The organism is Methylobacterium pseudosasicola (assembly GCF_900114535.1).
Lineage (GTDB): Bacteria > Pseudomonadota > Alphaproteobacteria > Rhizobiales > Beijerinckiaceae > Methylobacterium > Methylobacterium pseudosasicola.
Genome location: NZ_FOTK01000061.1, coordinates 1 through 21,035 on the forward strand (window position 1 = coordinate 1; position 21,035 = coordinate 21,035).

The following is a 21,035-nucleotide window of genomic DNA, read 5'->3' on the forward strand; positions in this document are numbered from 1 at the left end:
TTGGTAATGAAGAGGTCGAGGGTTCGATCCCCTCTCGCAGCACCAGTCCTTACAGAGACTTAGCTCCAAAAGATGAAGTGCTCAGAGGTTCTCGCGAACCTGAGGCACTCTGATGGGGCGGCCAAAGGGTTCAGCCCCCTCCCGAATTGAAGCCCGCCGTCGCGCGCGAGATCTGCCGACCCTAACGGCCGCAGACCGATCGCGACTCTGGACATACATTGATCGTCGCGAGCCTTATGAGTGCTGGCCGTGGGTCGGCGCCGGGAACGGGACCGGCTACGGACGCATCCGCGTTCAGGGCCGGCTCTACCTGCCGCATAGGCTTGTCTGCGCCGACGCCTCAGGCCCTCTCGCTGACCTCCCGCAGCACCACGGCACCGTGGTTAGGCATTCCTGCGATAACCCGATCTGCTGCAACCCGGCACATCTGATCACGGGTACTCAGCGTCAGAACGTCGAGGACACGGTCAACCGTAGCCGCTTCGCGAAAGGGTGGTTGCCGGGTCGGTTCCAACGGAAGCAGGGGGCAAATGATGAGTGAGATCCGCCCAGCCGACCGACTGCTTGCACACAACGTCGTCGCGGAATGGCTTGCATGGACCGATGGGCTTGGGTCGCCTCGGCCTAGGGATGTCGCTGTCGCGTCCTTGGTCGGTCTCATCACCGAAGCGCTGGTCATGTCGCGCGAGCAGGCAGAGCGCCGCCCATTCCCCGCGGATCGCATTCCGATGCCGCAAAACGCCGATCAAGCGGTTGGCATGTGGCTCATCGGGGAGAACTGGGTCCGCAGCAACGCGCCTGAACGGCTGAAGCCCGAGCTGCGCGACGAGCCGCTCCCATAAACTTCGTGTGCAGATCGCACGAGAAGATTGGCAGCGTCCCTAGGGGGTTTCGAGGGGTTCGGAGACGACGGGCGATTAATCTGGTTTGAGCTTGGTGCGCTCGCGGCGGCGGACCTCGGTCTCAAGCAAGGCTCGGATCACCTCAGACACTTCGCCACCCGCGATCACAGCCTTGGCCCGCGCAAGCAGGCTCGCCGGCAGGCGCACCGTCGTGGAGACGGTCGGATCTTTTAGCTTCAGCGGAGGGCGGCCCATCCGCCGCTCAGTATCGTATGGCGAAATCTGCCGCAACTCGCCCTCGTTTCGTATGGCTGCTATTGACCAATAACGTATTTCGCTTATTCTGTCCAGATCGACAGATAGGAGCAGGCGCGTGAGCACCAAAATCTATGACGGGATCCGCTTCCGGTCGTCAGACTTGCTGGAGATCCACGCGCAGCTCGCGGCTTACCGCCCCGTGGTCGCCAAGGCCGTCGAAGAGGCCACACTTCGGTACGTGGCCAGCTTGGCAACAGATGCGATCGACAAGGCCGCGCTAGCTGGAACGGGCGTCGAGTCGCCCATCTGGTACGCTCGGCAGAAGCTCTACGAGCGTCAGGAGGAGATCAAGCGGTCCGGACGCCGCGACCCCTCTATCGACTTCGACTTCACGATCACGATCATGCCCTACCAGGGCGCGGTCTACGGCATCGTGTTCTGCGAGCAGAGCGGGTGGAAGGATGCCATGCTTGGCGCCGGGTTCGCCGAAGCCTTCCCCTACTGGAATAACACTGACCCGCCCGAGGGCTTCACCGACGAGGCTTGGGACGAGCGCGGCCAGCTATGGAACGCGATCCTCGCCCAGGACGAGTGGGACCGGCCGGTCGGGTGCGGCTTCACCTACGACTTCCTACCGCCCGCGCGCTACCCAGCCGCTGAAGCCGCCTTGCCGTTCGTGCCGGTGCTCGAAAAGCGAGCTAGGGCACAGGCATTCAATCGGCTCATCGAAGCTGAGTACCAACGCCTGCTCAGGGCCGCACAGGGCGGCGAGCCGAAGCCGGATCCCCTACGGCTCGTCATGGCCGCCGAGCGCTCTCTGCGCACTGATGACGGCAACGCTCGCGTCCTCGCCGAGAGCGAGCGCGTCGTGCCGCTCCTTCCCGGGATCACGACGGATCTTCTGATTGATGGGCTGCCGGCCAAAGCTGCCTAACCCCGCCTTCCCCTCCCCCATTATGAAGAGACGAGAGAGATGAGCGGAGACGGCTTCCCGTACCCGGTGAACGAGCCGGGCAACTTCGCTGCCGAGCAGCCGTCCGACGAGCAATTGCTTGAGTTCGGGTACGCGCCGGGTAGCTACGACATGAAGTGCCGGACCTGTCGAGGTATCGTCCACGATGTCGACAAGCGTGCCTTGCGATGCCGCGGCTGCGCGGTGAACGCCTTCCGCTCCGCAAAGGCGCGTCCTGCTTCGGCGGTCGTAACCGGACCGGAGCATCGACCGGGGAGTGCACTGACGCGCGGCACCCTTAGGGTCTATCGCCACATCGCGGACGGCACGCTGGGGGCGTTTATGGCCCCGTCCGACGTGAAAATGCTTCTGGACGAGATCGACCGGCAGGAGGTCGAGAATACACGGCTGCGCGAGGAATGGGCGCAAGAAGGCATCGGCTGGCTGCGCGACAAAGATATCGATCGCCTCATGGGCGTCGAGGCTGAGAACGAGCGCCTGCGGGCGGCCGTTGATATGGCGCGATCCCGACTAACGGCCATCCGCGACGGCGAGGCCTTCCAGCCGCATCTGCACGCTGCCGCAGGACTGACCGAGATCAACGATCTTTTGGCGTCCGCCTAGCCCTTCCCCTCCCCCCTTCAAGAGGAGACAGACATGAGCGAGAGCAAAGAAATTGAGGTTCGATTTTATCTCGTAGGCGGTCAAACGGTGTCCGTGCCGATGGAGCTTGAGGACGGGACTGTCCTTACCCAAGAAGCTCTGCACGGCTTCATCAAAGACTGGAAGAAGATCGGTCAGTTCTCCTACGCGACAACCGCCTTCGCCATCGCGATCCCCGACATGGAGAACGTGGCGATGATTGAGGCGCGGCCGATCCCATTTGCTGACCCCGCCTGACCCTCTCTCAATCTCATAGGAGACAGACATGAGCGAGAGTTATGAAAAGGCCCGCGCCATCGCAGAGGCTGCCGCCAATCACTGGGATCAGTTTGGCGACACGGCCGGCGTCGCTTGGCTCGCTGAGCAGATCCACCGGTCCATGTCACCGGTCGCGCAGCCAGACGATCGCGGCCTCTGCGAATGCCGGATCGGCCAGTGCCGGTTTCTCACCGAGCGGTGTCGGGAGATCCAGCCATGAAGCTGCCCAAGGTGACGCTTGAGGAGGAGATTGAAATCCTCTGCGACACCATCGACTCCAATGCGCCTCAGGCCATGCGCGTGGCCGCGAGGGATCGGTTGGTCGAGATCCGAGAACAGCAGGCTACCGCTGGTTCTCCGCTGGTCAAGCCAGATCGCGAAGCCGTCAAGGAAGCGGCCCTAAAACTCCGCGCACAAGCCAAGGCGGCCGGCCTGTTCGACGGGAGCGGGAACAAGTCGGGAGGCGCGGCATGACCGGCGAGACTGAAATGGTTCTGCGCGTCGCTCGTGCCATCAGTGGCGCCCCGTTCCCGTCCGCCAAGAGCATCGCAAAAGCACGAGCCGCGATCTGGGCTCTGAAAGATCCGACGCCAGAGACAAACGCCGCCATCGGTAAAGGGCAACCTCCAGAATACCGAATAGCGATGCAGCTTGGGTACGAACGCGGGCTCGACGCCGCACTCGGGGAGTGCGTCTGATGCCCTGCGCCCACTGCGATGCCGACGTAGACGGCGGATGCACCTCGGCGGCGGGATCCTCGTTCTGCCTGCTTGAGCAGCTTCGCGAAGCTCAGGACAACGAGCGGCAACCCAGCCTTGTGGACCACGCCGAGAGCGAACTGGCGGCCCTCCCGGGCCGGCGCACGAACGCCCGCCTCATGCTTGAGCGCGACGTGGTCGCCCTAGTCGCCCTGTTCGAGGCTCAGCGGCATTCCGGCGGATCGGCGCGCTTCGTCACGGATGCGTTGGATCGGCTCCTTCGCTGGAAGCCGCTGGCCCCGTCTGACCCCGCCTAACCCCTCCCCAAGTCCCATAGGAGACGAGGATGGCCGAACCCTACCGCTCCGTAACCGAGCGCTGCGAGATCTTACCCGTCGAACTGCATGACCGCGGCGAGACGGAGAGCGCCCGACTGCCCTGGGAAGCCGACGCGCGTATCCGAGAATTGCAGGAAGAAGCTCGCTCGTGGCGCGCCGTTGCTGAGCGTCTCGAAACTGAGATGCAAGAGTTGCTGCGCGCCTGCGACTGCGAGATCCGCGACCAGACCAATAACCGCACGGCGAGCGACAAGCGCTCGGCAGCCTATGCAGAAGGCGCCCTGCGGGTCGCTGAAGGCATCGCTCACCGCATCCGCGAGAAGGCACCCGCACGATGACTGCTCTCACGTTCATGCACATCGACGCGGCCCTGTCGGTACTCGGACTGATCCTGCTGTTTTACGGGGTCAACTCTAGCCCCGACGACGCCCCGCAGGTCCCATCTCAGAACACGCTCACAAACTTCGTTCTTCTCACATTTATGCTCGCGTCGTTCTGCACGCTGATCATCTACGGCGGATGGATCATCGCCTAACCCCACCCACCACAATCTGCGGAGAGACGAGGATGGCCAATCCTGTAACCGTCGATGTTCCGGTTATGAAGACCAGCAGCGGGGCCGATTATTACGTGCGGATTAGCTGCGGGGCGAGGAACACAACACCGTTCTTGTTCAAGGAGCGGTGGAAGGCTGAGTACGAGGCCGATCACCTCAGATGGGTCTTTGGGCTGCGCGAGTCCGATCCCGAGATGATGGACTACAGCGAAACCAGCCACCCGAACATCGCCTAGACCCACCTCATCAAGAACCGGAGGCCCACCCCCGTGTCGATCAGATCCTACAAGTACCGGATCAGACCGAACGCACAGCAGCAACGCCTGCTCGGCGAGATGCTGTCGGGCTTCTGTGCTCTCTACAACGCGGGCTTACAGCAACGCATTGAGGCCTACAGACGCCGCGGTATCACCCTTCGGGCTAGCCAGCAAAACGCAGAACTCACGGCTATTCGCGCGGCGGAACCGGACGGCATCGGTCGCTGGTCTTACTCTGCACTCGGTTGGGTGCTTCGGCGCCTCGACCAAACCTATGCTGCTTTTTTCAAGCGTGGGCGCGGATTTCCTCGGTTCCGATCAGCGGCACGTTACCATAGCGCGACCTACAGGTTCGGAGATGGGCTCACCATTGGGAAAGACCATCGCCTCAAAGTTTTGGGCGTGCCGGGCGGCATAAAGGTTGTCTGGCATCGCAAATTGCCCGAGAACGGGCGGCGCGGCACTGCTATCCTAAGCAGGCAGCAGGGGAAGTGGTACGTCATCTTTAGCGTTGAGGCTGAATACGCCGAATGCTGTGGAACCGGGACTGTCGGGATCGATCTCGGCCTCAACAGCTTGATCGCGACTAGCGATGGTGAAACGGTCAAAGCTCCTCGCCTCGAACGCAAGGCACACAAAGCCCAGCGTCGTCGGCATCGCGCGCTCGCACGGTGCCAAAAAGGCTCAAAGCGCAGATCGAAAGCCAAGGCGCGGCTAGCTTCTGGTGCAGCCAAGATAGCGCGTCAGCGGCGTGATCACCTGCACAAGCTCTCGCGGTCCCTAGTCTCTCGATACCGGAGCATCGCGTTTGAAGACCTGAATATGGCCGGGCTGAGAAAGGGACTGTTCGCCCGGTCCATCCATGATGCGGCGTGGAGTACGCTCGTCCAGTTCACGACGTATAAGGCTGAAAGTGCTGATGCGTCCGTCGTTCTGGTCGATCCACGAGGTACATCGCAGAATTGCCCGAGTTGCGGAACGATTAAAGCAAAAAAGCTGAGCGAACGAAGGCACTGCTGCGACTGCGGCTGTGAATTGGATCGCGACATTGCTGCGGCAAAGATTGTGCACCAGCGGGCATTTGAAAATGGGCCGAGACACGGCCCTCAGTCGCCAAGCCAGCGGAATGCCGCATAGCTAGACTGAGAAGCTTTGCATCATTTGCGAAGAGTTGTCGCAACCGGAGGAGAGAGGATGATGGATCAAGCACAGCCCTGCCTAGACGCAGCCGCCGCCATTGAGGGCGTTGCGCAAGAACTAGATGGCCTGGGCAAAACGGCATCCGCAAAGATGCTCCGGAATGCCCTCGACGTTCTGCTTGAGGTGCCTGTGCGGCCAAGTCTTCCGCATGCCGACGATGAGACCAAACGCATCGTAGATCGGGCATGGGAGCGGTTTCAGGCTGGCATAAACTGCGCCTGACCCCACCCTCATCAATCCCGGAAGGCGGGGAGAAGTAGACCATGGGCGACCTGATCAAGCTGCCGGTATCGGATCACTGGATCTGCTCGGTGGACGTAGTCCGCACGCCGGACGGCCGAACCGTAGCAAGGCTGACCGATTTGCGATCCAGTGAGATCAGCTTGGATGAGCAGCCGCGCCACGCCATGCTGCGCTTTGCCAAGTTGGTGCGCGATGCCGCTGACGGCATGGAAGACGAGGCGCTGAAGATCGGTGACGCCGATGACTGATCCCGCTTCTCTCCCCGACCGGCTCGCAGACGCAGAAGGGGAACTGCCGAGAGCTGTGAACTCCGCGATCCTTGCTGAGTGCGACAGCCCCCGGATCTGCTCCGTCAATGGCAGGGTGAAAGAGGGCATCCGGTGCGGGCCGTGCGAGCAGAAGGCGCTCTTCACCATCCTCGCCCGCCTTGCCGCCGCCGAGTCCGCGCGAGAGGCGGCTGTTGCCGAGCGGGATGAGGCGGGGGCGCTGATCTCCGGAAGGGTCGCTGAAGCTCTTCGGGATGCAGATTGGCTGCTTGAATGGTTGGCTACCGAGGAATGTGAGTCTGCCGATCCGGAGGTGCTTTGCCGACGCACCGTCTGCCAAGAGACGGGCTGCGTGTCGATGAAACGATTTGCCGTCCGCGAGGCCCTTGGCGCCATTGGCGTCCTACCCCATCCCGTCGCTGCCGAGGAGACCTGAGAGATGGGCATCATGGATGATCGCGCCCGTGCAGAGCTATATGTGCAAGCCGCTGGTATGCAGGGCGTGCCAGCCACAAAGTACCTGCGACAGCATCTAGGCACGTCGCTCGTGGAGTCGCTGGACATCGCGCGCGCCATCGCGCGTGACATGCCGAACGGCCCTTTAGGCCGGTCTCTCGCTCCGCGCCACGAGAGCCGTCAGCCGCGCGAGCACAACGCCATCATAGCCGAGATTGAGAAGGTGATCGCAGGCGCCTGCTTCCCGTCCAATCCGGATATGAGCGGCGACCCGCGCAAGAAGCTCGGATCATCTCAGCTTCGCCGCGTGGAGGATTGCGCGATCTCCATCGTGGACGTGTTCCTGCAAGCCGGCTCTCGCCTCCCCCACCACGGAGCCCTGACATGACCACCGATACACCATCGCCCGCAGCAGAGGGCAGGTGATGTGTGAATTCAATCGCGGGTTTAGGTATCGGCTTGTTCCAACGGTAGAACAGGACCATCAACTCCGCGCGCATGCCGGGGTGTGCCGGTTTATATACAACATTGCCCTTGAGCAACGTCGCGACTGGTGGCGAAATCATAAGAAAAATACTGGTAAAAGCATTTCGTTAGCCACGCAGTCCATCGAATTGACTCAGATACGCAAGGAATTTGAGTGGGTTGCTGACGTAACTAGAACATGCCTTGATCAGGTTCTACGTGATTTGGACAGGGCATACACTTCGTTTTTTGCTGGCAAAACGCAATATCCTACGATGCGCCGAAAGGGCGTAAATGATAGCTTCCGCTTCAAAGGCGATGAGGTTACAATACGACCATTGAATGCCAAGTGGTCATTAATCCGGTTGCCAAAAATTGGCTGGGTAAAATTTCGGGCTAGTCGACAAATCGAAGGTATTATTAGAAACGTCACGGTTTCCAATGATGCATTAGGCTGGCATGTCTCTCTTGCATGCCGATCCGAGCGGAGTGTGCCTGCCCCAAGCGCCGAAATCGTTGGAATTGACCGGGGGGTGGCTACGACACTAGCCCTGTCCACGGGTGAGTTATTGACGATGCCGGCGAGTCTGGAGCGTATAGAGGTCAAAAAGCGTAAAGCTCAACGCATCTTAGCCCGTCGCAAGCGCGGATCTAACCGGAGACGCAAGGCTCAAGCGCGCGTCGCGCAGCTGAAGGCAAAGCAGGCTCGCATCCGACGCGACTTCCATCACCGCGCCGCACTCAGCATAGCCAACCGTTTCGGCGTTGCCGTTCTAGAGAATTTGAATACGCGCAGCATGACAGCCAGCGCCAAAGGATCGGTGTCTGAGCCAGGCATTAATGTTCAACAAAAATCTGGCCTAAACCGAGGAATTTTAAATGCAGGCTGGCACCAGTTTGCGACAATCCTGGCCTACAAGTGCGAAGAGCGCGGCGGTCAGGTTGTGACAGTGCCTGCCCGGTTCACATCGCAAACCTGTGCGGCGTGCGGTGTCATTGATGCCCGATCTCGCGAAAGCCAAGCGAGGTTCCGGTGCGTCGGATGCGGGCATGATGATCATGCCGATGTAAATGCGGCTATCAATATCAAACGGCGGTGGAGCACACCGTTGCTGGACGTGGAGGGCTCAAGATGTGGGCCCGTTGAAGCGTCAATTGGAGGAGTGCAGTGATGCCTTCGAAAATCATCGCCGTTTCAGGCAATGAGAATGCTAACGCAGCAGAGGGGCGGGGCGGGAGGCTGAGCCCGACTCACCTGACAGCGTTGAGAGAGGCAGCATCACCGCTTGGCTTCGACGATATCGGAGCCAATGCCGTAGCTAAGCGCGCCTCTCATGCCCTTTGGAAAAGAGGCTTCATCAGGTGGGGATGGGTCAAGCACGAAGGGCGCGAACTTCATAAGCTCGTGGCAACCCCCGCCGGCCGCGAGGCCCTGTCCAGGGAGAAGGCCGATGGCTAGGGACACCTACAACCCTGCCGGTCTTACGCTTGAGACCCGCGAGGCGCACCAGCGCGTCTTCTGCCAATGCGATGTGCTGAAGGAAATGCCTCTGCATCTGCTACGCGGCCTCTGGGACCAATATGACGGCACGAACGCGCCCGAGGGCTTTGAGGGTGAAGCCATCCACCTCGCGCTGAACATGGTAGGCGATGGCAGCTACTGCGCCGTGTGAGCCTATGCCCGACACCGACCCGATCCTCGAAGCCGTCGCCGCGCTGGAAGCTGCCGGGGTCGAGGTAAAGCCGGTGGGGGAGGAATTGGACAGATGGAAAATCGGCGACTTCGAACTCAGCGACGCCGAGCTGTGGCGCCTGGCCGCGAGCCGGGGGCTGGTGGAGGAGTAGGGCTGCCGGGGACTCCGGCATCAGAGGCACAGGGGACAGAATGGACCGCGACGCACAAGCATATGGCCTTGACGAAGCCCCCGCCCGTTCGGCTCTTGGCGTGATCGAACCGCGCGACGACGAAGCTGTAACAGTGCCTCCAGACCGTTCTGGTATCGTCCGGTGCCACTTCGGGTTCGGCGTGCAGATGCTTGAACGCAATGACGGGCGATGCGGTATTGCGGTCGATCCGCAGCCACCGGCCGCAGCGGATCCAAACTCCCGTGCCTTGCGGCAGTTTATGGAAGCCACCGCCGTAGAATGGCTCCGGCAGGTTGCCCCGCACAGGCTCTCGGACGCCTTCCGCAGCGGCTACTAGGTTGAGCCCCCTTCCCGAACCCACCGCCCCGCGGTAGCTCGGGGATATGCCCGTCCGCAGTCACCCTCAGACCCACGTCGCTGCCCTCCGAGCCTGCGGGCACTACGCTGGGAACGGCATGCGAGCCTCGGCGCACCGGAAGACGATGCTGGCCTTGGCCGAACTCGGGCTGGTCGAGGAGCGGACGCGGATCGGGCAGCGAGAGCCGCGGTGGTTTCTGACGGCAAAGGGCAGGGATCTGTTGGAGCAGATCGGGCCGGGGGATGCGGGGGATTGAGGAGGCGAGGATGAGCGAAGAGGACCGAAGGCTTGTGGCAACGGCTTTGCGCGAGCTTCATTCCGCCGTCAGCGACCTGCGTGATGCGACGCGTAGCACGGTCAGCGAAGGCATGTGGCCAGATACCGAGCGGCTGACCTTCGCGCCGATTGATACGGCGCTCAGCAAGGCCGGTGTAGCAATTGAGGCGCTGCGCGGCGACGGCGAGTAGGGAAGCGAAGGCTGGAGGCGAGGATGGGCAAGTCGAGACGCAAGACGCCGATCACCGGCAACACCACGGCCGCGTCCGACAAACCGTCAAAGGTGCGCGGGCATCGACAGGCACGAGCCGCCGTCCGAGTTGCCATCGCCGCCGAGGCAGATATCCCGCACCCGAAAGCCTTTGGCGACCCGTGGAACGGCGAGAAGGACGGCAAGCGGTGGCATGGCGACCGACATCCAGACCTGCTCCGAAAATGACGAAACCGCCGTGGCTGGGCCAGGCGGTTGGGTAGGAAGACAGCAATGTGGTGCGGGTCAGCCCGGAGGATCCTTCGGCGCTGTCCTGTTGCCGACGATGATGCCGACGAATAGGGCGATCAGCACCTTGACCATCGTCAGGTCCTGATCCGGCAAAGGGCAGATCACGGCGCCGGCGCCCGCGGCAGGATCTCGAACTCAAGCGGCGAGAGGATCGACACGATCGACCAGCCGAGAGCTCGCTGCAGCGGGTTGCAGTCGTAGGCCACCACGCCGAGAAGCCGCCCTCGGCCGGGCATGGCGTCCAGAGGGATGTAGGGGCCGATGACCTCCTCCTCGCGACCGAGCGGACCGTAGGCGTCAAAGCGTTCAGTCTCGAAGTCGATACGGCGGCCAGCCCCGTCGATAATCCACCACCGTCGGGCGATCTCGCAGGACCGCAGTCGCTCGCGGACGCCGTGAATCAGTAGCCGCTCGCCCACGCGGACCTGCTTGGACGGGTTGACGATCTCGCGCGCCAGCTGCTTGACCGGGGGGTCACGGTCGATCGCCATGGAGAATATCCAACCGAACGCGGCCATGATCCCGATCCAGTAGAAGAAATCGAGCACGCGGTGATGGATCGGGATCTGCCGCGGAGCATGCGAGAGCGCCAGGGCACGGGCGTATAGGTCGATGTCAGTCGGGGTGGGTTTCATGGCATCTGGCGTCGGGTTGTGATGTATCATCGGGGCGCGATACCCCCCTTCACGATCACCAGCCCGAGAAGCGCGACAACAACCGCACCGATGATGATCTTCACCAACCATCCAATGTTGGCGTTCAGTTTGTCTACATCGTCTTTGAGGTCTTTCACCTCGCCTTTCGTCGCATAGTTGTTTTTGACCTCGTCGAAGAAGCGGTCGAGCTTCTTGTCGAGGAGCGCGACTTGATAAGCGAGCAGGCGGACATCGCTCTTGAGGTCACCCTGCCCGGACAGCAGCGGCGCGTCGGAGGTCTCGTCCGGCAATGGGGGCATGGGCACTCTCGACACGGCGTCGGGAATCAGGGTCGCGGCCATGGCTTCGTTGCCTCCGCCGTCGATCGATGGATGTCAGGGGTCCGGCGCGATCGCGCCGAAGGCCAAGCAGGCCGCCGCCAGGAGGGCGACGACCAGCAGGCCGCGGGCAATAGCGAGGCTGGGCATGGATCAGGAGCCAACTTGGCGGGCAATCTCTCGCGCCTTTGGCCGCGACCAGCCGCATACGCGGACGCCGGCCTCGACCTGGCCGGCGATCCAGCGCCGATCGTCCTTGTCGAGCCCGCGCACGGCGAGCTTCGGCGCTTCGAACGCGTCGCACGCGCCCTGGATAGTCGCGGGCATGCTGTCGGTCACGCACCCGCCGAGCGCGGCGCCGAGCAGCGCCACCATGATCACTTGCTGCATCGCCCTTCCTCCTGGATCCACTCGCCGTCGATATTGAAGCAGCGGTCGATGTCGTCGCGCGCGCCGCGGGCGACCCGCGCCGCCTCGGCGTTGCGCTTGTTCACGGTCTCGACGATGGCCGCCTTCCCGGCCGCGTTGCCGGCGTGCCAGCCGAGGAATTTGCCGAGGGCGTAGCCAGCACCGGCCGTCGGCAGCGCGCCGATCATGCCGCCGAGCACGAGGAGCGTGACGGGCGAGAGCGTTCCGATCAGGCGCAGCATCAGGCGGCCTCCATCGCGTCGTGAAGCCCCTCAGGCGGCGCGTCGTCGTTGTCCGCGCTCGGGGTCTGCGGGCGGATGTCGAGCGCCGCGTTGATCTTCGCGGACCGCTGCCGGGCCCACCACGAGTAGGCGCCGCCGGCCACGCCGAGCACGACGCCGAGCACGGTGACGATGGTCAGCAGGTGCGCGATGCGCTCGATGTTCTGCAGCGGCTCAAGGGTGCTGGTGACCTGAGCGAGCACGCCGGTGCTGGTGCCGGCGCTCCACAGGGCGTCGAGCTTCGGCGGTGTCGCCTTGGCGCTCTCCAGCACCGCCTTGGCGTTCATGCCCGACATGAAGGCGATCGCCGGGGCCGGGCCGACCGAGCCGCGGGCGTAGTGCTGGCCCAGCGCCTTGAGCTGCTGCGTGCGCCGGATCCAGCCCTTACCGAAGCGCTTGAAGGTCTTCAGCGCGCGGAGGAACGCCTCGCGGGCGGCGATCACCCTGCCGATCAGCGCATCGACATCGTTGACGGCGTTGGCCGCGGTCAGGGTGGCATCGCCCATGATGCCGTCGACGCGCACGCCGAGGGCGCGCTGCAGCCACTTCACGGCCTGGGAGACGCCGGAGTTGATCGCGCCGTCCGCGACGACGATGTCGAGGCCTTCCGGCAGGCGGTCGCCCCAGACCTTGTCCCAGTAGCCGGTCTTGAAGATGTCGACGATCTCGCGGGTCTCGATCAGCCACACGTCGCGGATCGGCAGGCTCCGGGCCTTCCGGTAGCCGTTGTAGACCCGCTGCGTGACGCCGTAGGCGGTCCGCCCACCCGGATCGGCCGGGTCATCGACGCGCCCGCCCTCGAAGGTCATCTCGACCTTGAACCAAGCCTTCAGATTGGCCTCGGCCATGGCTGATCTCCGGATTGCTGAAAGGGGATGCGGCCGGACCGGCTACGCGGGCAGGCTGGCCCACATGGCGAGAGCCGCCAGGGCCAGGGTGGTAGCCGCGAGCAGAACGGCGCTGCGCAGAGCCCGCGCGCGCACGGCTTCGACGGACCGTGGATCCATTTGGCTGCTCAGCATTGCCGCGGCCGCCGGGCGCAGATCCAGACTTTGCCCACGCCTTCGAGGGAGGCTGGAGCACACACGACGCGACGGCGCGGCCGGGCGTCGGCCGCGGTCGAGAGGAGAAGTGCGCAGGCGAGCGCCAGTGCCGCGAGGAAGCGGGTCATGGTTGGCTCCAGGATCGGGCGGTTCAGGCGGTCGAAGGCGTCAGGACGCCATCAGGATCAGCGGGCGGCGGCGGACCCCGCCCTGCCCGGTGTTGCCGAACAGGGCGGGGGAGAGGGGCATCAGGCGGAAGCTCCGACACCCTGCAAATAAACATGCAAAGCATTGTAAAGAGTGGTCAGATTAGACGCGGACAACGCCTGCCCCATGCCCGCGACGGCGACTTGGCTGATTGATGGAATGTCGGCATAGGGCTCGCCGCAGTAGACGATGTTGTTCGCAGTGACTGGTCCAGCGCCGGTTGCCGCACTGCCTGATGCCGCAAATGTTTCCGCGGTGCCGTTGTTATGATACATTGAAGCCGCAGAAGAGGATGGCCGTGTTACCGCAATAAGCCCCGCGCCTGGGGTTCCGAGTGTGAATGTCTGCGAAGTACCGCTGAACATTCTTGATTTGATTGCAGACGCTCCGGTTCTAGAGATGTAAATATTCTCGGATGCCGCTCCAAAGACATACTCAAGCCCAGATATATTTGTGTCGTTTGTCCAAACAAACATACTCTCGTTGTTGACGGAAGCTTTCTTTGTTGCGCTGACAGCCTGCGTGCGCTCGTAAGTTGTATTGATGTGGTTTGCCGACGCTCCGTTTCCGGAGAATCCCCGGTCAGCGGTAAATACCGGAGACCCGGCAATAGCGCCGTCGTAGCTGCCCTTAATATCCAACAGTGCGGCTTGGGTGTTGGCCGATGCTGGCAAATGCATCCAGTCGATCAGGCCATATGTTCCATCGCTCTTAAGGGCGGTAAAAAGATCGTCGATCAGCTTCTTGCGCGCGTCGGCTGGTGTAGTCGTCATCCGACCGACGTAGGTTTGGGCCTCGCTGTTGGTGAAGCTGTAGCCAGCCGCGGCGTTGACGGTGATGGAGACGGTTGAGGTCTTTGGCGTGTTAGTCGCCCCGCTTAGCGTCTCCGTCAGCGTGATCGTCGGCGTGCCTGCCGCCGAGAACGTGCCGGTGACGGTCGTTCCGCTCACACTGAGCGTGGTGCCGTCACTGGACGTGGCGGCGACCGTCGAGCCCGCCGTCCTGCCCGAGATCGTTCCCGAATAGGCGGTTCCGGCCGTGGCCGTCGTGGGTGACAGCGTGAGCGTCTGAAGGGTTTGGGCCGCGGTGGCGACAGCCGCAGTCGCGGCGCTGGTCGTCGACGCACCGGCGCCAGCCGCATTCGACGCGACAACCGCAACCGTCATCGCGCTACCCTGGTCCGCTGACGTGAGCGCGTAGGTCGACCCTGTTGCGCCCGAAACCGGGCTGCCGCCGCGGCTCCACTGGTAGGTGTACCCAGTCGGCGCGTTGCTCCACGTCCCTGTCGAGGCCGTGAGCGTCTGCCCAACTGTCGGCGTACCGGAAATGGCGGGCGCGGTTTTGTTGACGGGAACGGTTGAGCCCGGCGTCGTCGCCGCGAGTGTGGCGGCGGTCACGGTGAAGCTGTAGGACATGCCGGCCACGGCCGAGCCGTCCGCTGCATAACCGTTGAAGGCCACGGTGATATCGCCGCCGGTATCGGAGATGCCGACCGTGCCGAATTGGTTGACGCCCTGCACAGGGCCAGCGGTGTAGGTGCCGACGCTGGCGTTGTTCGCCTGATCCAGCGCCCCGACCTGAAACACCGGAACCGGTAGGCTGCCTGAGGTGACGTAGCCGGCTGTGTGCGTGCCGTCGTCGTAGGCCAGCGCGTGCATATCCGAGGCGACGATGAACGCCCGGCCGGCCATACCCACGGACTGGATGTAATCCATGACCTCGCGGCGCTCGATCGCAAACGAGCCCCAACCATCACCGTTCAAGCCGCTGTCTTGAATCCACGGCGTCTCGGTGAACAAGCAGACGATCTGCCCGGCCGATTTGGCGGCGTTAAGCTGCTGCTTGACCCACGCCTTCTGAGCCGCGCCCCATTTGGTGTGCGTCGTGCCGTCCGCGTCCCCCTCGGCCGACATCTGCGAACGGCAGTCCGGCACGATGAAGCGCAGGCGGCCGACGACGTAGGAGAACCCGACCGCGTCAGCCGCGGCAGCAGAATAACCGGGCGGGTTTGGCCAATAGGCACGGGCGAAGGCGAGGGAGGCCGCCGTCGCAGTCGTGCCGCTCGATGCACCATTGGCGTCGTTGGCGCCTCCGGCCGAGGTCGGGCCTGTCGGGAAATCATGGTCCGACCACATGTTGATGGTCGGGATCTGGCGATAAGCCTGCGCCGCACTGCTTGTCGTCAGCAGCGCGTCAAAAGCGCTGTCGATGGTGTACGGCGAGATCGTGTCGCCATACGGCGTGTCGCCCAGGGCGAACATGAACAGCGGGTTCTTAGCGATGATCGAAGAGAACACCGCAGATGACACGTTCGGGCGGCAGCACCCGCCAAGCGCGAACAGGAACGAGCCTTGGGTCGCCGCCAGGGTCGTGAACTTGCCGATCTTCGACGTGTCGAGGACGCCGTCGATCAGCAGCCCGTGATAGTAGGTGGTATTGGCCGCCAGTCCCTGAACCGTCTGCTTGACGATGTTCGAAGCCGTGCCGTTGACCGTGCTGACCGCGCTGGAGGGCGAGGCGAGCGAGTAGATTGGGTTCGACAGATCGGCATTGGGCGAGACCACCAGCCGCGCTTTGCTAGCAGCCGCGGTGAGCTTGTGTGTGACCGTGACGCCGGACTGCGAAATCGCACCGGTCCACGCCCACGAGATCGCCGCGTTGTTGCCAGCGGCGTCAGCTGGCTTTGTGGCAGTCCAGTAAGTTGGGTCTACGCCCGCGGGCAGCGTCAAAGACACCCGGCCGTAGAGCTTGAGCGCAGCGTTAGACGGGCGCAGGCCGAGGCCGAGCATCAGATCAACCCGACGAGATTGCTGGCCGTGGTTGCGGTCGCGTTCACGCGCTTAGCCTGCACTGGCAGGATCGAACCCACCGGCACGGCCTTGAAGGTCACGACCGTGTTGGCCGGGGTGACGATGGTCACGTCGCCCGCGCCGCCGACGTAAATCGACCGGGCGTTGGTGGTGAAATTCGTGCTGTCGCTCGTCGTGACGGCGAAAGCATCCGTGCCAGGTCCGGTAGCTGCAATAGCGGCCAAGGCTGGGTCATCGGTCGCAGTCGTGACCGCCAGAGCCGATGCCTTCGCCTTCGGGCCCAGCGAAGCCGGCAGCTTCCCTGAGATCGCCAGCAGGTTCGCCACCATCCCCTTGAACAGGGAGGTGAAGGTAAAAGAGGCGCCGTTGGCGGTGATGTCGGGAGTGGCCGTATCGGTCAGCGTGCCGTAGGCGGTGGCGATCGGGCCGTCCGACGAAATGACCACTGGGAAGGAGAGCGCAGCCGTTTTCTGCCCAAGTGAGGCAGGGAACAGGCTCGCGAGGTAGCGCAGCCACCCTCGCACGCCGGTGGCACCGCCGGGCAGCGAAGGCGGTGAGGTGCCGTCCGTGCCGAGCCCCGCGTTCAGGTCGGCGTCGATGGTGACGAGGGTGGCGTCCTTGGCCGCGCCAACTGCGAGGTTGCGCAGCTGCGCGACGATGGCGCCCGCCGCCGGGGCCGTGCTCAGCGCCGCCCCCGTGGTCAGATTGTGCCAGTAAGAGGCGACCACCGAGTTCGCGGCGGTATCGTACACGAGCACGCGCGCGACCACGTCGCCGACCGAGGTGCCAGTCCCAGCCGTGGCCACGTCGAACAGCGCGGTCTCGACGACGCGGGTGCTGGCCGCGCCGCCGGAGCCGGAGGCGGTCACGGGGGTGAGCGCCGCGGTGTTCGGGGATGCGGGGGCGCCGGCCAGCGTGACGAAGCTGACGGTGACCGCACCCGTGCCCTCGTTCACTGTCTCGCGGCGGACATAATATCCCGAGCCGTCGGTGACGATCAGGTTGGCGAGGTCGACCTGCGCGAGGATCGCCGACTTGATCGCCTGGAGCGTCGCCTCGGTGGCGCCGCCGGTGGGCAGCGCCGGGCTGGCCTGGAGGACGCGGATGGCCTCCAGTTTCGCGGTGACCGCCTGGACACTGGCGTCCGCCGCCGCTCCGGAAGCGAGCGCAGGCGCGGCGAGCAGCGCGCGCACGGCCTCCAGCTTGGTCGTGATCGCCTGGACGCTGACATCGGTCGCTGCGCCGCCCGGGATCGTCGGCGTGGCCAAAAGCAGACGGATCGCCTCCAGCTTGGCGTTGCCTGTCATCACGTCTTGGTCGGTGGCGAGCAGGCCGAGGGCCGACACGAGCGTGGACTGAAGCGCCGCGATCTGCGCCGCTGTCGCGTGATTGCCCTCCGGCGCCAGCTCGACGATCGTGCGATCGGTGAACGCCGAGCGCGTACCGTCCGCTTTGCGCGCATCCGGGGTGTAAGAGCGCGCAGGTCCGCTGCCTGAGAAGGACAGGTCCGTAGCCATCGGTGATCCTCAGAAAAGCGGCGGGAAGAACTGGGTCGCGAAGAAGGTCGCGGGGTTGCCCGGATCGGGGTCCGGGTCGGGGGGCGTGACAGTCGCGTCGAGCAGGACCAGGGTCAGCACGCCGCCGATCACCTGCACGCCGAAGGTCTTGCCGGCATCGGCGATCGGGTCGTAGCCGTCGGGAAGCGCGATGCCCGGCCCCTGCGGTCCAGTCTGAAGCGCCGGCAGCAGGATGCCGCCCGCCGGCTGCTTGCTGATCAGGACCGGCTGCGTGCCGAGCCCGGCTAGGACCAGATCAGAGTCGGACGCCGGCAGCACCAGCACCCATGACCGACCGAGCCATTCATCCGCGGGCGATCCGGCGACCGTGCGGTGGATGTCGAAGGCGACAGTGACCGCCGCGGCCTGGCCGCTCGCCCCGGTCGCCCGCCAGTCGCCGCGCGCCGCTTTCGGCACGATGATGATCACCGCGGTGCTGAGGCCGGTGATCGGGTCCGCAGCCCAGGAGATCGAGCCGTCCTCGCTGTCGATCTCGGCCGCGGCCGGCCCGCCGAACGCGCCGGTCATTGTCGCCGTGAGCCGAGAGCCCGACAGGTTCAGCGGGCACTTCATCGGGACGATGAGGCGCCAGTCGGCCGTGTCGATTACGGCGGTTTGGCCGGAGCCAGCAGGCATGCGGAGGGCTCCCGGCGAGCAGGTTGAGAGAGTGGTGGGGTGGGGTTAGCGCGAGTAGTTCGCGAGTAAGGTCTTGTTAGCGCCCGACGCTGAGCCGTCAAAAATATGCCCTGCCGTTCCGGCGGGTCCGCCGAAACCGATCACGGAAAAGCGGTCGCATCCAGAGTTCAGAACGAGATTGAACCCCTGCTGCCCAGTGCCATACCCTGGCACGTCTCGAAACAGATCATTGCCACCGACGCCGCCGATTATTTTGAAATCGGTGGCGTTGGCCATGACCTCTATGCCGCGACCGTTCCCGGCGCCGCCAGTAATGCTGTTGGCGTGGGCAAGCGCGCCACGAAGTTCAAGATCCAGCGTCGTGGCTTCGACAACGAGCCCGCTGTAGCCGCACGCGAAGAAACGCGGCGCGTGGAAGCGTGGAGCCCGAGAGTTGCGGATAGTCAGACCCGAATATCCGCTTCCGGAACGGCCACCAGAGAACCACGGCGCCTGAAACACCATGTCGATGCTTTTATCGAGGATTGATCCCTGACCCTGATTGTCGAACTTGACATCCGTGATTTCCCCGAAAGCCGGACAGGATCCGCGAGCGTAGGTGTCTGCACCGGTCAACAGGCCGAATTTACCGCCAATGACCTCGCCGCCGGCCAACCGAACGCTCTCGCACTGATTGTATAAGCGGACGGCCCCACCGGCACCGTTCGTCTGTGTGCTCGTGGAGAACAGAAAATTGCTCACGTAAACGTCGTTGGCGTTCTGGAAATCCAAAGCGGACCACGCCCAGTCGTACCCGAGTAGATTGCTGGCGAGATGCCCTCCCGACCGCCAAGCGAATAGGCGATAGCCATTGAAGGCCGTGCAGTGCGACAGATCCGAATAAGTGCCTGCGATCTGGAAGGCGGTCGCGCCACTGGTCGGCGACCCGCCCGTGTAGATCGTCGCGATATCGCGCAGTCGGCAACGATTGGCCGTGATGTTGAAAATCGGCTGGTTGAGGGCGCTTGACTGGATCAGCCCGGCGCGCGGGTTCACGGCCTCGATCGTGTAATTGTCGCGGCTCATATTGATCGGGCCGCTGATCGTCTTCACGCTATCGAAGACGACACGGGCGCCCGCCTGAAGGTCTCCGATCGCACGGTTGAACGATGCGGTATCGTCGGCGTCGGACGCGAACCGGAATTCGGCGAGGTTCCGGTACGGGGTCAGGATCTGGATCGGCGTCAGCGCTCGTGTCGCGCCCGGCTGTTGCAGGCTAGTCCCCGACGCATCCCCAGTCTTATCGAGCTTGCCCGAAATATCCGGGGTGATGCCGTCTTTACCGGGGGCGCCCGGTTCACCCTGCGCGCCAGGCAACCCATTCGCCCCTGGCAATCCCGGCGGCCCGGCAGGCAGCGCAACGCCAGGCGGCACGTTCTGGGCAGCTGGGCGCAAGACGACGATATCGCTGACGATCATCGCACTACGCCTTGGTTCACGGTCACGGGCCCCGTCGCGATGTTGCGCGTTTGGCCGTCGCCCGAGGCCTGAACCTCAAAGACATACTCCCCAGCGGACAGCTTCCCGACGCTGACCTTCGGGATGGACAGGGCGACGACGTTCAAGCCGTCGCCCCCGGACACGACGGACCCGTTCTGCGGCAGGCCGTTGACGAGCCCCGAAACGCTGGCGGCGACGATCTGAACTGTCGGATCGTCCGCGATCGTCCGAAGCATCATCGTGAGCGTGATGCCGGCTAGAGAGATCGGGGCGTCCGCCTCATCAACGTAGGTCCATGCATCCGTCCAGTCCTCGTTGTTCGCGATGACCATCGCGAACTTGAGAAGGGGCAGGTCGAGGATGCGAGTCACGGCCGCGCCCTAGCCGAACGACGGCCAAGCGATGGCGGAGAACACGGCCAGCGCGAGATCGACATCGCTCGCAGCCTCGATCTCAACCTTCGCACCGAGCCGGACGCCTCGAATGGCCGCGCCAGCCTCCAGGTACGCCTCGTAGGCGGCCTTCACCGAGCGGGCGACGCCAAGGACATCGGTCGCGGGTTTGCCGGTATCGGGGTCGAAATCGACACCGATGGTGGCAGCCAGCATCGGGTAATCGGCGGGCTTGACCGTACCGGTCGCGGTCAACACTGCTTGGGCCTGCGAGTAGGCCTCTTGGTACTCCATCGCCTGACCGGAGCCAGGCGTGATCAGTTTCAGCCGCAGCGACTCGGCCTGATCGTCGATATCGCGCTTGAGGCGGGCCTTGAGCGCTGCGAGCACGTCCGGCTGGGGGACGCCGAAGGCGAGGAGGTCGGCAACGGTGCAACCGGCGAAGCCGGGCACGTCGAGGTGGTCCGTCGCGAGAGCGAAGGGCATGGGTGCTTCTCCCGGCTCAGGCCGACGTGATGTTGGTGGTGTAGTTGTAGAGGTTGTTCGGGTTGCCGTTGGCACCGATGCCGTCGAACACCCGTCCCAGCGCCGCGCTGTACGTGACGGCCGCCACGGTGACGGTCAGGCGCGCAGTCTGGAAACCGAACAGGGCGCCGGACTGGGAAGAGTTCGCGGTAATAACCGCGTTGCCCATCGCCACGGCGGAGTTGCCGAGCGAGATGATGTGGCTGCGGTAGTTGTACCCGCTGGGAATATCGGGAAGAAAATAGTTGATGTAGCCAGTCCGCAACAGCGG

At 63.8% G+C, this 21,035-nt stretch carries 36 protein-coding genes; 22 read left to right on the plus strand and 14 right to left on the minus strand.

Annotated elements, in window-relative coordinates:
- The first annotated feature begins 112 nt into the window (after positions 1–112).
- Together BM228_RS36185 and BM228_RS34245 are read left to right on the plus strand one after the other, a co-directional pair.
- Positions 113–541, plus strand: coding sequence for an HNH endonuclease (locus BM228_RS36185; RefSeq protein ID WP_139234271.1), 429 nt, complete (start codon positions 113–115; stop codon positions 539–541).
- A gap of 106 nt (positions 542–647) precedes the next feature.
- The gene (locus BM228_RS34245; protein ID WP_139234272.1) at positions 648–842 is read left to right on the plus strand and encodes a hypothetical protein; all 195 of its coding nucleotides are present in this window, start codon (positions 648–650) and stop codon (positions 840–842) included.
- 75 nt (positions 843–917) lie between these two features.
- Here BM228_RS34245 and BM228_RS30265 read toward each other — a convergent pair whose 3' ends face one another.
- Positions 918–1,097 carry a hypothetical protein gene (locus BM228_RS30265; RefSeq protein ID WP_092046499.1) on the minus strand — a complete coding sequence of 60 codons (180 nt, stop codon included), beginning with the start codon at positions 1,095–1,097 and terminating at the stop codon, positions 918–920.
- Positions 1,098–1,215: 118 nt separating this feature from the next.
- On the opposite strand from BM228_RS30265, the gene BM228_RS30270 reads away from it, so the two are divergent.
- The 20 genes from BM228_RS30270 to BM228_RS34260 all read left to right on the plus strand — a co-directional run bounded on the left by BM228_RS30270 (position 1,216) and on the right by BM228_RS34260 (position 10,391).
- On the plus strand, positions 1,216–2,034 hold the full coding sequence (locus tag BM228_RS30270; RefSeq protein ID WP_092046500.1) for a hypothetical protein: 819 nt from the start codon (positions 1,216–1,218) through the stop codon (positions 2,032–2,034).
- Positions 2,035–2,073: 39 nt separating this feature from the next.
- Positions 2,074–2,676 (plus strand): hypothetical protein, encoded by a 603-nt coding sequence (locus BM228_RS30275; RefSeq protein ID WP_092046502.1) that lies wholly within the window; start codon positions 2,074–2,076, stop codon positions 2,674–2,676.
- 33 nt (positions 2,677–2,709) lie between these two features.
- Complete coding sequence (locus BM228_RS30280; protein ID WP_092046504.1) at positions 2,710–2,952, plus strand: hypothetical protein; 243 nt, start codon at positions 2,710–2,712, stop codon at positions 2,950–2,952.
- Between the two features lie 28 nt (positions 2,953–2,980).
- Entirely contained in the window at positions 2,981–3,193 is a 213-nt protein-coding gene (locus tag BM228_RS30285; RefSeq protein ID WP_092046505.1) for a hypothetical protein, read from the plus strand.
- Positions 3,190–3,447, plus strand: a complete 258-nt coding sequence (locus tag BM228_RS30290) for a hypothetical protein (protein ID WP_092046507.1) — start codon at positions 3,190–3,192, stop codon at positions 3,445–3,447. Before BM228_RS30285 ends, BM228_RS30290 begins: the two co-directional genes overlap by 4 nt.
- Positions 3,444–3,671, plus strand: coding sequence for a hypothetical protein (locus BM228_RS34250; RefSeq protein WP_139234273.1), 228 nt, complete (start codon positions 3,444–3,446; stop codon positions 3,669–3,671). Before BM228_RS30290 ends, BM228_RS34250 begins: the two co-directional genes overlap by 4 nt.
- Positions 3,671–3,988, plus strand: a complete 318-nt coding sequence (locus BM228_RS30295) for a hypothetical protein (RefSeq protein WP_092046508.1) — start codon at positions 3,671–3,673, stop codon at positions 3,986–3,988. Before BM228_RS34250 ends, BM228_RS30295 begins: the two co-directional genes overlap by 1 nt.
- 29 nt (positions 3,989–4,017) lie before the next feature.
- Positions 4,018–4,347 carry a hypothetical protein gene (locus BM228_RS30300; RefSeq protein ID WP_092046510.1) on the plus strand — a complete coding sequence of 110 codons (330 nt, stop codon included), beginning with the start codon at positions 4,018–4,020 and terminating at the stop codon, positions 4,345–4,347.
- Positions 4,344–4,544: a hypothetical protein gene (locus tag BM228_RS30305; protein ID WP_092046512.1), complete on the plus strand. Its 201-nt coding sequence runs from the start codon at positions 4,344–4,346 to the stop codon at positions 4,542–4,544. Before BM228_RS30300 ends, BM228_RS30305 begins: the two co-directional genes overlap by 4 nt.
- 32 nt (positions 4,545–4,576) lie before the next feature.
- A complete protein-coding gene (locus tag BM228_RS30310) occupies positions 4,577–4,801 on the plus strand; it encodes a hypothetical protein (protein WP_139234274.1) in 225 nt (74 codons plus the stop codon).
- Positions 4,802–4,834: 33 nt separating this feature from the next.
- Positions 4,835–5,959, plus strand: coding sequence for an RNA-guided endonuclease InsQ/TnpB family protein (locus tag BM228_RS30315; RefSeq protein WP_092046515.1), 1,125 nt, complete (start codon positions 4,835–4,837; stop codon positions 5,957–5,959).
- A 326-nt stretch (positions 5,960–6,285) separates the two neighbouring features.
- Entirely contained in the window at positions 6,286–6,513 is a 228-nt protein-coding gene (locus tag BM228_RS30320; protein WP_092046516.1) for a hypothetical protein, read from the plus strand.
- A complete protein-coding gene (locus BM228_RS30325; RefSeq protein WP_139234275.1) occupies positions 6,506–6,967 on the plus strand; it encodes a hypothetical protein in 462 nt (153 codons plus the stop codon). Before BM228_RS30320 ends, BM228_RS30325 begins: the two co-directional genes overlap by 8 nt.
- Positions 6,968–6,970: 3 nt before the next feature.
- A complete protein-coding gene (locus BM228_RS30330; RefSeq protein ID WP_092046519.1) occupies positions 6,971–7,375 on the plus strand; it encodes a hypothetical protein in 405 nt (134 codons plus the stop codon).
- 37 nt (positions 7,376–7,412) lie between these two features.
- The gene (locus BM228_RS30335; protein WP_092046520.1) at positions 7,413–8,624 is read left to right on the plus strand and encodes an RNA-guided endonuclease InsQ/TnpB family protein; all 1,212 of its coding nucleotides are present in this window, start codon (positions 7,413–7,415) and stop codon (positions 8,622–8,624) included.
- A 279-nt stretch (positions 8,625–8,903) separates the two neighbouring features.
- Positions 8,904–9,125, plus strand: coding sequence for a hypothetical protein (locus BM228_RS30340; protein ID WP_092046522.1), 222 nt, complete (start codon positions 8,904–8,906; stop codon positions 9,123–9,125).
- Positions 9,126–9,129: 4 nt separating this feature from the next.
- Positions 9,130–9,297: a hypothetical protein gene (locus BM228_RS30345; RefSeq protein WP_167367873.1), complete on the plus strand. Its 168-nt coding sequence runs from the start codon at positions 9,130–9,132 to the stop codon at positions 9,295–9,297.
- 40 nt (positions 9,298–9,337) lie between these two features.
- On the plus strand, positions 9,338–9,655 hold the full coding sequence (locus BM228_RS34255; RefSeq protein ID WP_139234276.1) for a hypothetical protein: 318 nt from the start codon (positions 9,338–9,340) through the stop codon (positions 9,653–9,655).
- A gap of 287 nt (positions 9,656–9,942) precedes the next feature.
- Positions 9,943–10,143 (plus strand): hypothetical protein, encoded by a 201-nt coding sequence (locus BM228_RS30355; RefSeq protein ID WP_139234277.1) that lies wholly within the window; start codon positions 9,943–9,945, stop codon positions 10,141–10,143.
- Between the two features lie 23 nt (positions 10,144–10,166).
- The gene (locus tag BM228_RS34260; RefSeq protein WP_139234278.1) at positions 10,167–10,391 is read left to right on the plus strand and encodes a hypothetical protein; all 225 of its coding nucleotides are present in this window, start codon (positions 10,167–10,169) and stop codon (positions 10,389–10,391) included.
- Positions 10,392–10,555: 164 nt separating this feature from the next.
- Here BM228_RS34260 and BM228_RS30360 read toward each other — a convergent pair whose 3' ends face one another.
- The 13 genes from BM228_RS30360 to BM228_RS34965 all read right to left on the minus strand — a co-directional run.
- A complete protein-coding gene (locus BM228_RS30360) occupies positions 10,556–11,089 on the minus strand; it encodes a hypothetical protein (RefSeq protein WP_092046528.1) in 534 nt (177 codons plus the stop codon).
- Between the two features lie 26 nt (positions 11,090–11,115).
- Positions 11,116–11,451: a hypothetical protein gene (locus BM228_RS30365; protein WP_092046530.1), complete on the minus strand. Its 336-nt coding sequence runs from the start codon at positions 11,449–11,451 to the stop codon at positions 11,116–11,118.
- Positions 11,452–11,580: 129 nt separating this feature from the next.
- The gene (locus BM228_RS30370) at positions 11,581–11,817 is read right to left on the minus strand and encodes a hypothetical protein (RefSeq protein ID WP_139234279.1); all 237 of its coding nucleotides are present in this window, start codon (positions 11,815–11,817) and stop codon (positions 11,581–11,583) included.
- Positions 11,805–12,077 (minus strand): hypothetical protein, encoded by a 273-nt coding sequence (locus BM228_RS30375; protein WP_092046533.1) that lies wholly within the window; start codon positions 12,075–12,077, stop codon positions 11,805–11,807. The genes BM228_RS30370 and BM228_RS30375 overlap by 13 nt, the downstream gene beginning before the upstream one ends.
- Positions 12,077–12,964, minus strand: a complete 888-nt coding sequence (locus BM228_RS30380) for a glycoside hydrolase family 108 protein (protein WP_092046535.1) — start codon at positions 12,962–12,964, stop codon at positions 12,077–12,079. The genes BM228_RS30375 and BM228_RS30380 overlap by 1 nt, the downstream gene beginning before the upstream one ends.
- A 167-nt stretch (positions 12,965–13,131) precedes the next feature.
- Positions 13,132–13,287 (minus strand): hypothetical protein, encoded by a 156-nt coding sequence (locus BM228_RS34960; RefSeq protein WP_167367874.1) that lies wholly within the window; start codon positions 13,285–13,287, stop codon positions 13,132–13,134.
- A gap of 120 nt (positions 13,288–13,407) precedes the next feature.
- Entirely contained in the window at positions 13,408–16,155 is a 2,748-nt protein-coding gene (locus BM228_RS30385) for an alkaline phosphatase D family protein (protein ID WP_092046537.1), read from the minus strand.
- On the minus strand, positions 16,155–17,693 hold the full coding sequence (locus tag BM228_RS35650; RefSeq protein ID WP_092046538.1) for a spike base protein, RCAP_Rcc01079 family: 1,539 nt from the start codon (positions 17,691–17,693) through the stop codon (positions 16,155–16,157). Before BM228_RS35650 ends, BM228_RS30385 begins: the two co-directional genes overlap by 1 nt.
- Before the next feature lie 9 nt (positions 17,694–17,702).
- On the minus strand, positions 17,703–18,368 hold the full coding sequence (locus tag BM228_RS30395) for a hypothetical protein (protein ID WP_092046540.1): 666 nt from the start codon (positions 18,366–18,368) through the stop codon (positions 17,703–17,705).
- Positions 18,369–18,413: 45 nt separating this feature from the next.
- Positions 18,414–19,826 (minus strand): collagen-like triple helix repeat-containing protein, encoded by a 1,413-nt coding sequence (locus BM228_RS35200; RefSeq protein ID WP_092046541.1) that lies wholly within the window; start codon positions 19,824–19,826, stop codon positions 18,414–18,416.
- Positions 19,823–20,218, minus strand: coding sequence for a hypothetical protein (locus tag BM228_RS30405; protein WP_092046543.1), 396 nt, complete (start codon positions 20,216–20,218; stop codon positions 19,823–19,825). Before BM228_RS30405 ends, BM228_RS35200 begins: the two co-directional genes overlap by 4 nt.
- Positions 20,219–20,227: 9 nt before the next feature.
- On the minus strand, positions 20,228–20,725 hold the full coding sequence (locus BM228_RS30410; protein ID WP_092046544.1) for a hypothetical protein: 498 nt from the start codon (positions 20,723–20,725) through the stop codon (positions 20,228–20,230).
- A 16-nt stretch (positions 20,726–20,741) separates the two neighbouring features.
- A partial coding sequence (locus tag BM228_RS34965) for a hypothetical protein (RefSeq protein WP_167367875.1) occupies positions 20,742–21,035 on the minus strand: 294 nt, incomplete at its 5' end.

Excerpts from the sequence above, each read along its gene's own strand:
- BM228_RS36185 (WP_139234271.1), top strand. The coding sequence starts at position 113 with ATGGGGCGGCCAAAGGGTTCAGCCCCCTCCCGAATTGAAGCCCGCCGT.
- BM228_RS30265 (WP_092046499.1), bottom strand. The coding sequence starts at position 1,097 with ATGGGCCGCCCTCCGCTGAAGCTAAAAGATCCGACCGTCTCCACGACG.
- BM228_RS30275 (WP_092046502.1), top strand. The coding sequence starts at position 2,074 with ATGAGCGGAGACGGCTTCCCGTACCCGGTGAACGAGCCGGGCAACTTC.
- BM228_RS30280 (WP_092046504.1), top strand. The coding sequence starts at position 2,710 with ATGAGCGAGAGCAAAGAAATTGAGGTTCGATTTTATCTCGTAGGCGGT.
- BM228_RS30285 (WP_092046505.1), top strand. The coding sequence starts at position 2,981 with ATGAGCGAGAGTTATGAAAAGGCCCGCGCCATCGCAGAGGCTGCCGCC.
- BM228_RS30290 (WP_092046507.1), top strand. The coding sequence starts at position 3,190 with ATGAAGCTGCCCAAGGTGACGCTTGAGGAGGAGATTGAAATCCTCTGC.
- BM228_RS34250 (WP_139234273.1), top strand. The coding sequence starts at position 3,444 with ATGACCGGCGAGACTGAAATGGTTCTGCGCGTCGCTCGTGCCATCAGT.
- BM228_RS30295 (WP_092046508.1), top strand. The coding sequence starts at position 3,671 with ATGCCCTGCGCCCACTGCGATGCCGACGTAGACGGCGGATGCACCTCG.
- BM228_RS30300 (WP_092046510.1), top strand. The coding sequence starts at position 4,018 with ATGGCCGAACCCTACCGCTCCGTAACCGAGCGCTGCGAGATCTTACCC.
- BM228_RS30305 (WP_092046512.1), top strand. The coding sequence starts at position 4,344 with ATGACTGCTCTCACGTTCATGCACATCGACGCGGCCCTGTCGGTACTC.
- BM228_RS30310 (WP_139234274.1), top strand. The coding sequence starts at position 4,577 with ATGGCCAATCCTGTAACCGTCGATGTTCCGGTTATGAAGACCAGCAGC.
- BM228_RS30320 (WP_092046516.1), top strand. The coding sequence starts at position 6,286 with ATGGGCGACCTGATCAAGCTGCCGGTATCGGATCACTGGATCTGCTCG.
- BM228_RS30325 (WP_139234275.1), top strand. The coding sequence starts at position 6,506 with ATGACTGATCCCGCTTCTCTCCCCGACCGGCTCGCAGACGCAGAAGGG.
- BM228_RS30330 (WP_092046519.1), top strand. The coding sequence starts at position 6,971 with ATGGGCATCATGGATGATCGCGCCCGTGCAGAGCTATATGTGCAAGCC.
- BM228_RS30335 (WP_092046520.1), top strand. The coding sequence starts at position 7,413 with ATGTGTGAATTCAATCGCGGGTTTAGGTATCGGCTTGTTCCAACGGTA.
- BM228_RS30340 (WP_092046522.1), top strand. The coding sequence starts at position 8,904 with ATGGCTAGGGACACCTACAACCCTGCCGGTCTTACGCTTGAGACCCGC.
- BM228_RS30345 (WP_167367873.1), top strand. The coding sequence starts at position 9,130 with ATGCCCGACACCGACCCGATCCTCGAAGCCGTCGCCGCGCTGGAAGCT.
- BM228_RS34255 (WP_139234276.1), top strand. The coding sequence starts at position 9,338 with ATGGACCGCGACGCACAAGCATATGGCCTTGACGAAGCCCCCGCCCGT.
- BM228_RS30355 (WP_139234277.1), top strand. The coding sequence starts at position 9,943 with ATGAGCGAAGAGGACCGAAGGCTTGTGGCAACGGCTTTGCGCGAGCTT.
- BM228_RS34260 (WP_139234278.1), top strand. The coding sequence starts at position 10,167 with ATGGGCAAGTCGAGACGCAAGACGCCGATCACCGGCAACACCACGGCC.
- BM228_RS30360 (WP_092046528.1), bottom strand. The coding sequence starts at position 11,089 with ATGAAACCCACCCCGACTGACATCGACCTATACGCCCGTGCCCTGGCG.
- BM228_RS30365 (WP_092046530.1), bottom strand. The coding sequence starts at position 11,451 with ATGGCCGCGACCCTGATTCCCGACGCCGTGTCGAGAGTGCCCATGCCC.
- BM228_RS30370 (WP_139234279.1), bottom strand. The coding sequence starts at position 11,817 with ATGCAGCAAGTGATCATGGTGGCGCTGCTCGGCGCCGCGCTCGGCGGG.
- BM228_RS30375 (WP_092046533.1), bottom strand. The coding sequence starts at position 12,077 with ATGCTGCGCCTGATCGGAACGCTCTCGCCCGTCACGCTCCTCGTGCTC.
- BM228_RS30380 (WP_092046535.1), bottom strand. The coding sequence starts at position 12,964 with ATGGCCGAGGCCAATCTGAAGGCTTGGTTCAAGGTCGAGATGACCTTC.
- BM228_RS34960 (WP_167367874.1), bottom strand. The coding sequence starts at position 13,287 with ATGACCCGCTTCCTCGCGGCACTGGCGCTCGCCTGCGCACTTCTCCTC.
- BM228_RS30385 (WP_092046537.1), bottom strand. The coding sequence starts at position 16,155 with ATGCTCGGCCTCGGCCTGCGCCCGTCTAACGCTGCGCTCAAGCTCTAC.
- BM228_RS35650 (WP_092046538.1), bottom strand. The coding sequence starts at position 17,693 with ATGGCTACGGACCTGTCCTTCTCAGGCAGCGGACCTGCGCGCTCTTAC.
- BM228_RS30395 (WP_092046540.1), bottom strand. The coding sequence starts at position 18,368 with ATGCCTGCTGGCTCCGGCCAAACCGCCGTAATCGACACGGCCGACTGG.
- BM228_RS35200 (WP_092046541.1), bottom strand. The coding sequence starts at position 19,826 with ATGATCGTCAGCGATATCGTCGTCTTGCGCCCAGCTGCCCAGAACGTG.
- BM228_RS30410 (WP_092046544.1), bottom strand. The coding sequence starts at position 20,725 with ATGCCCTTCGCTCTCGCGACGGACCACCTCGACGTGCCCGGCTTCGCC.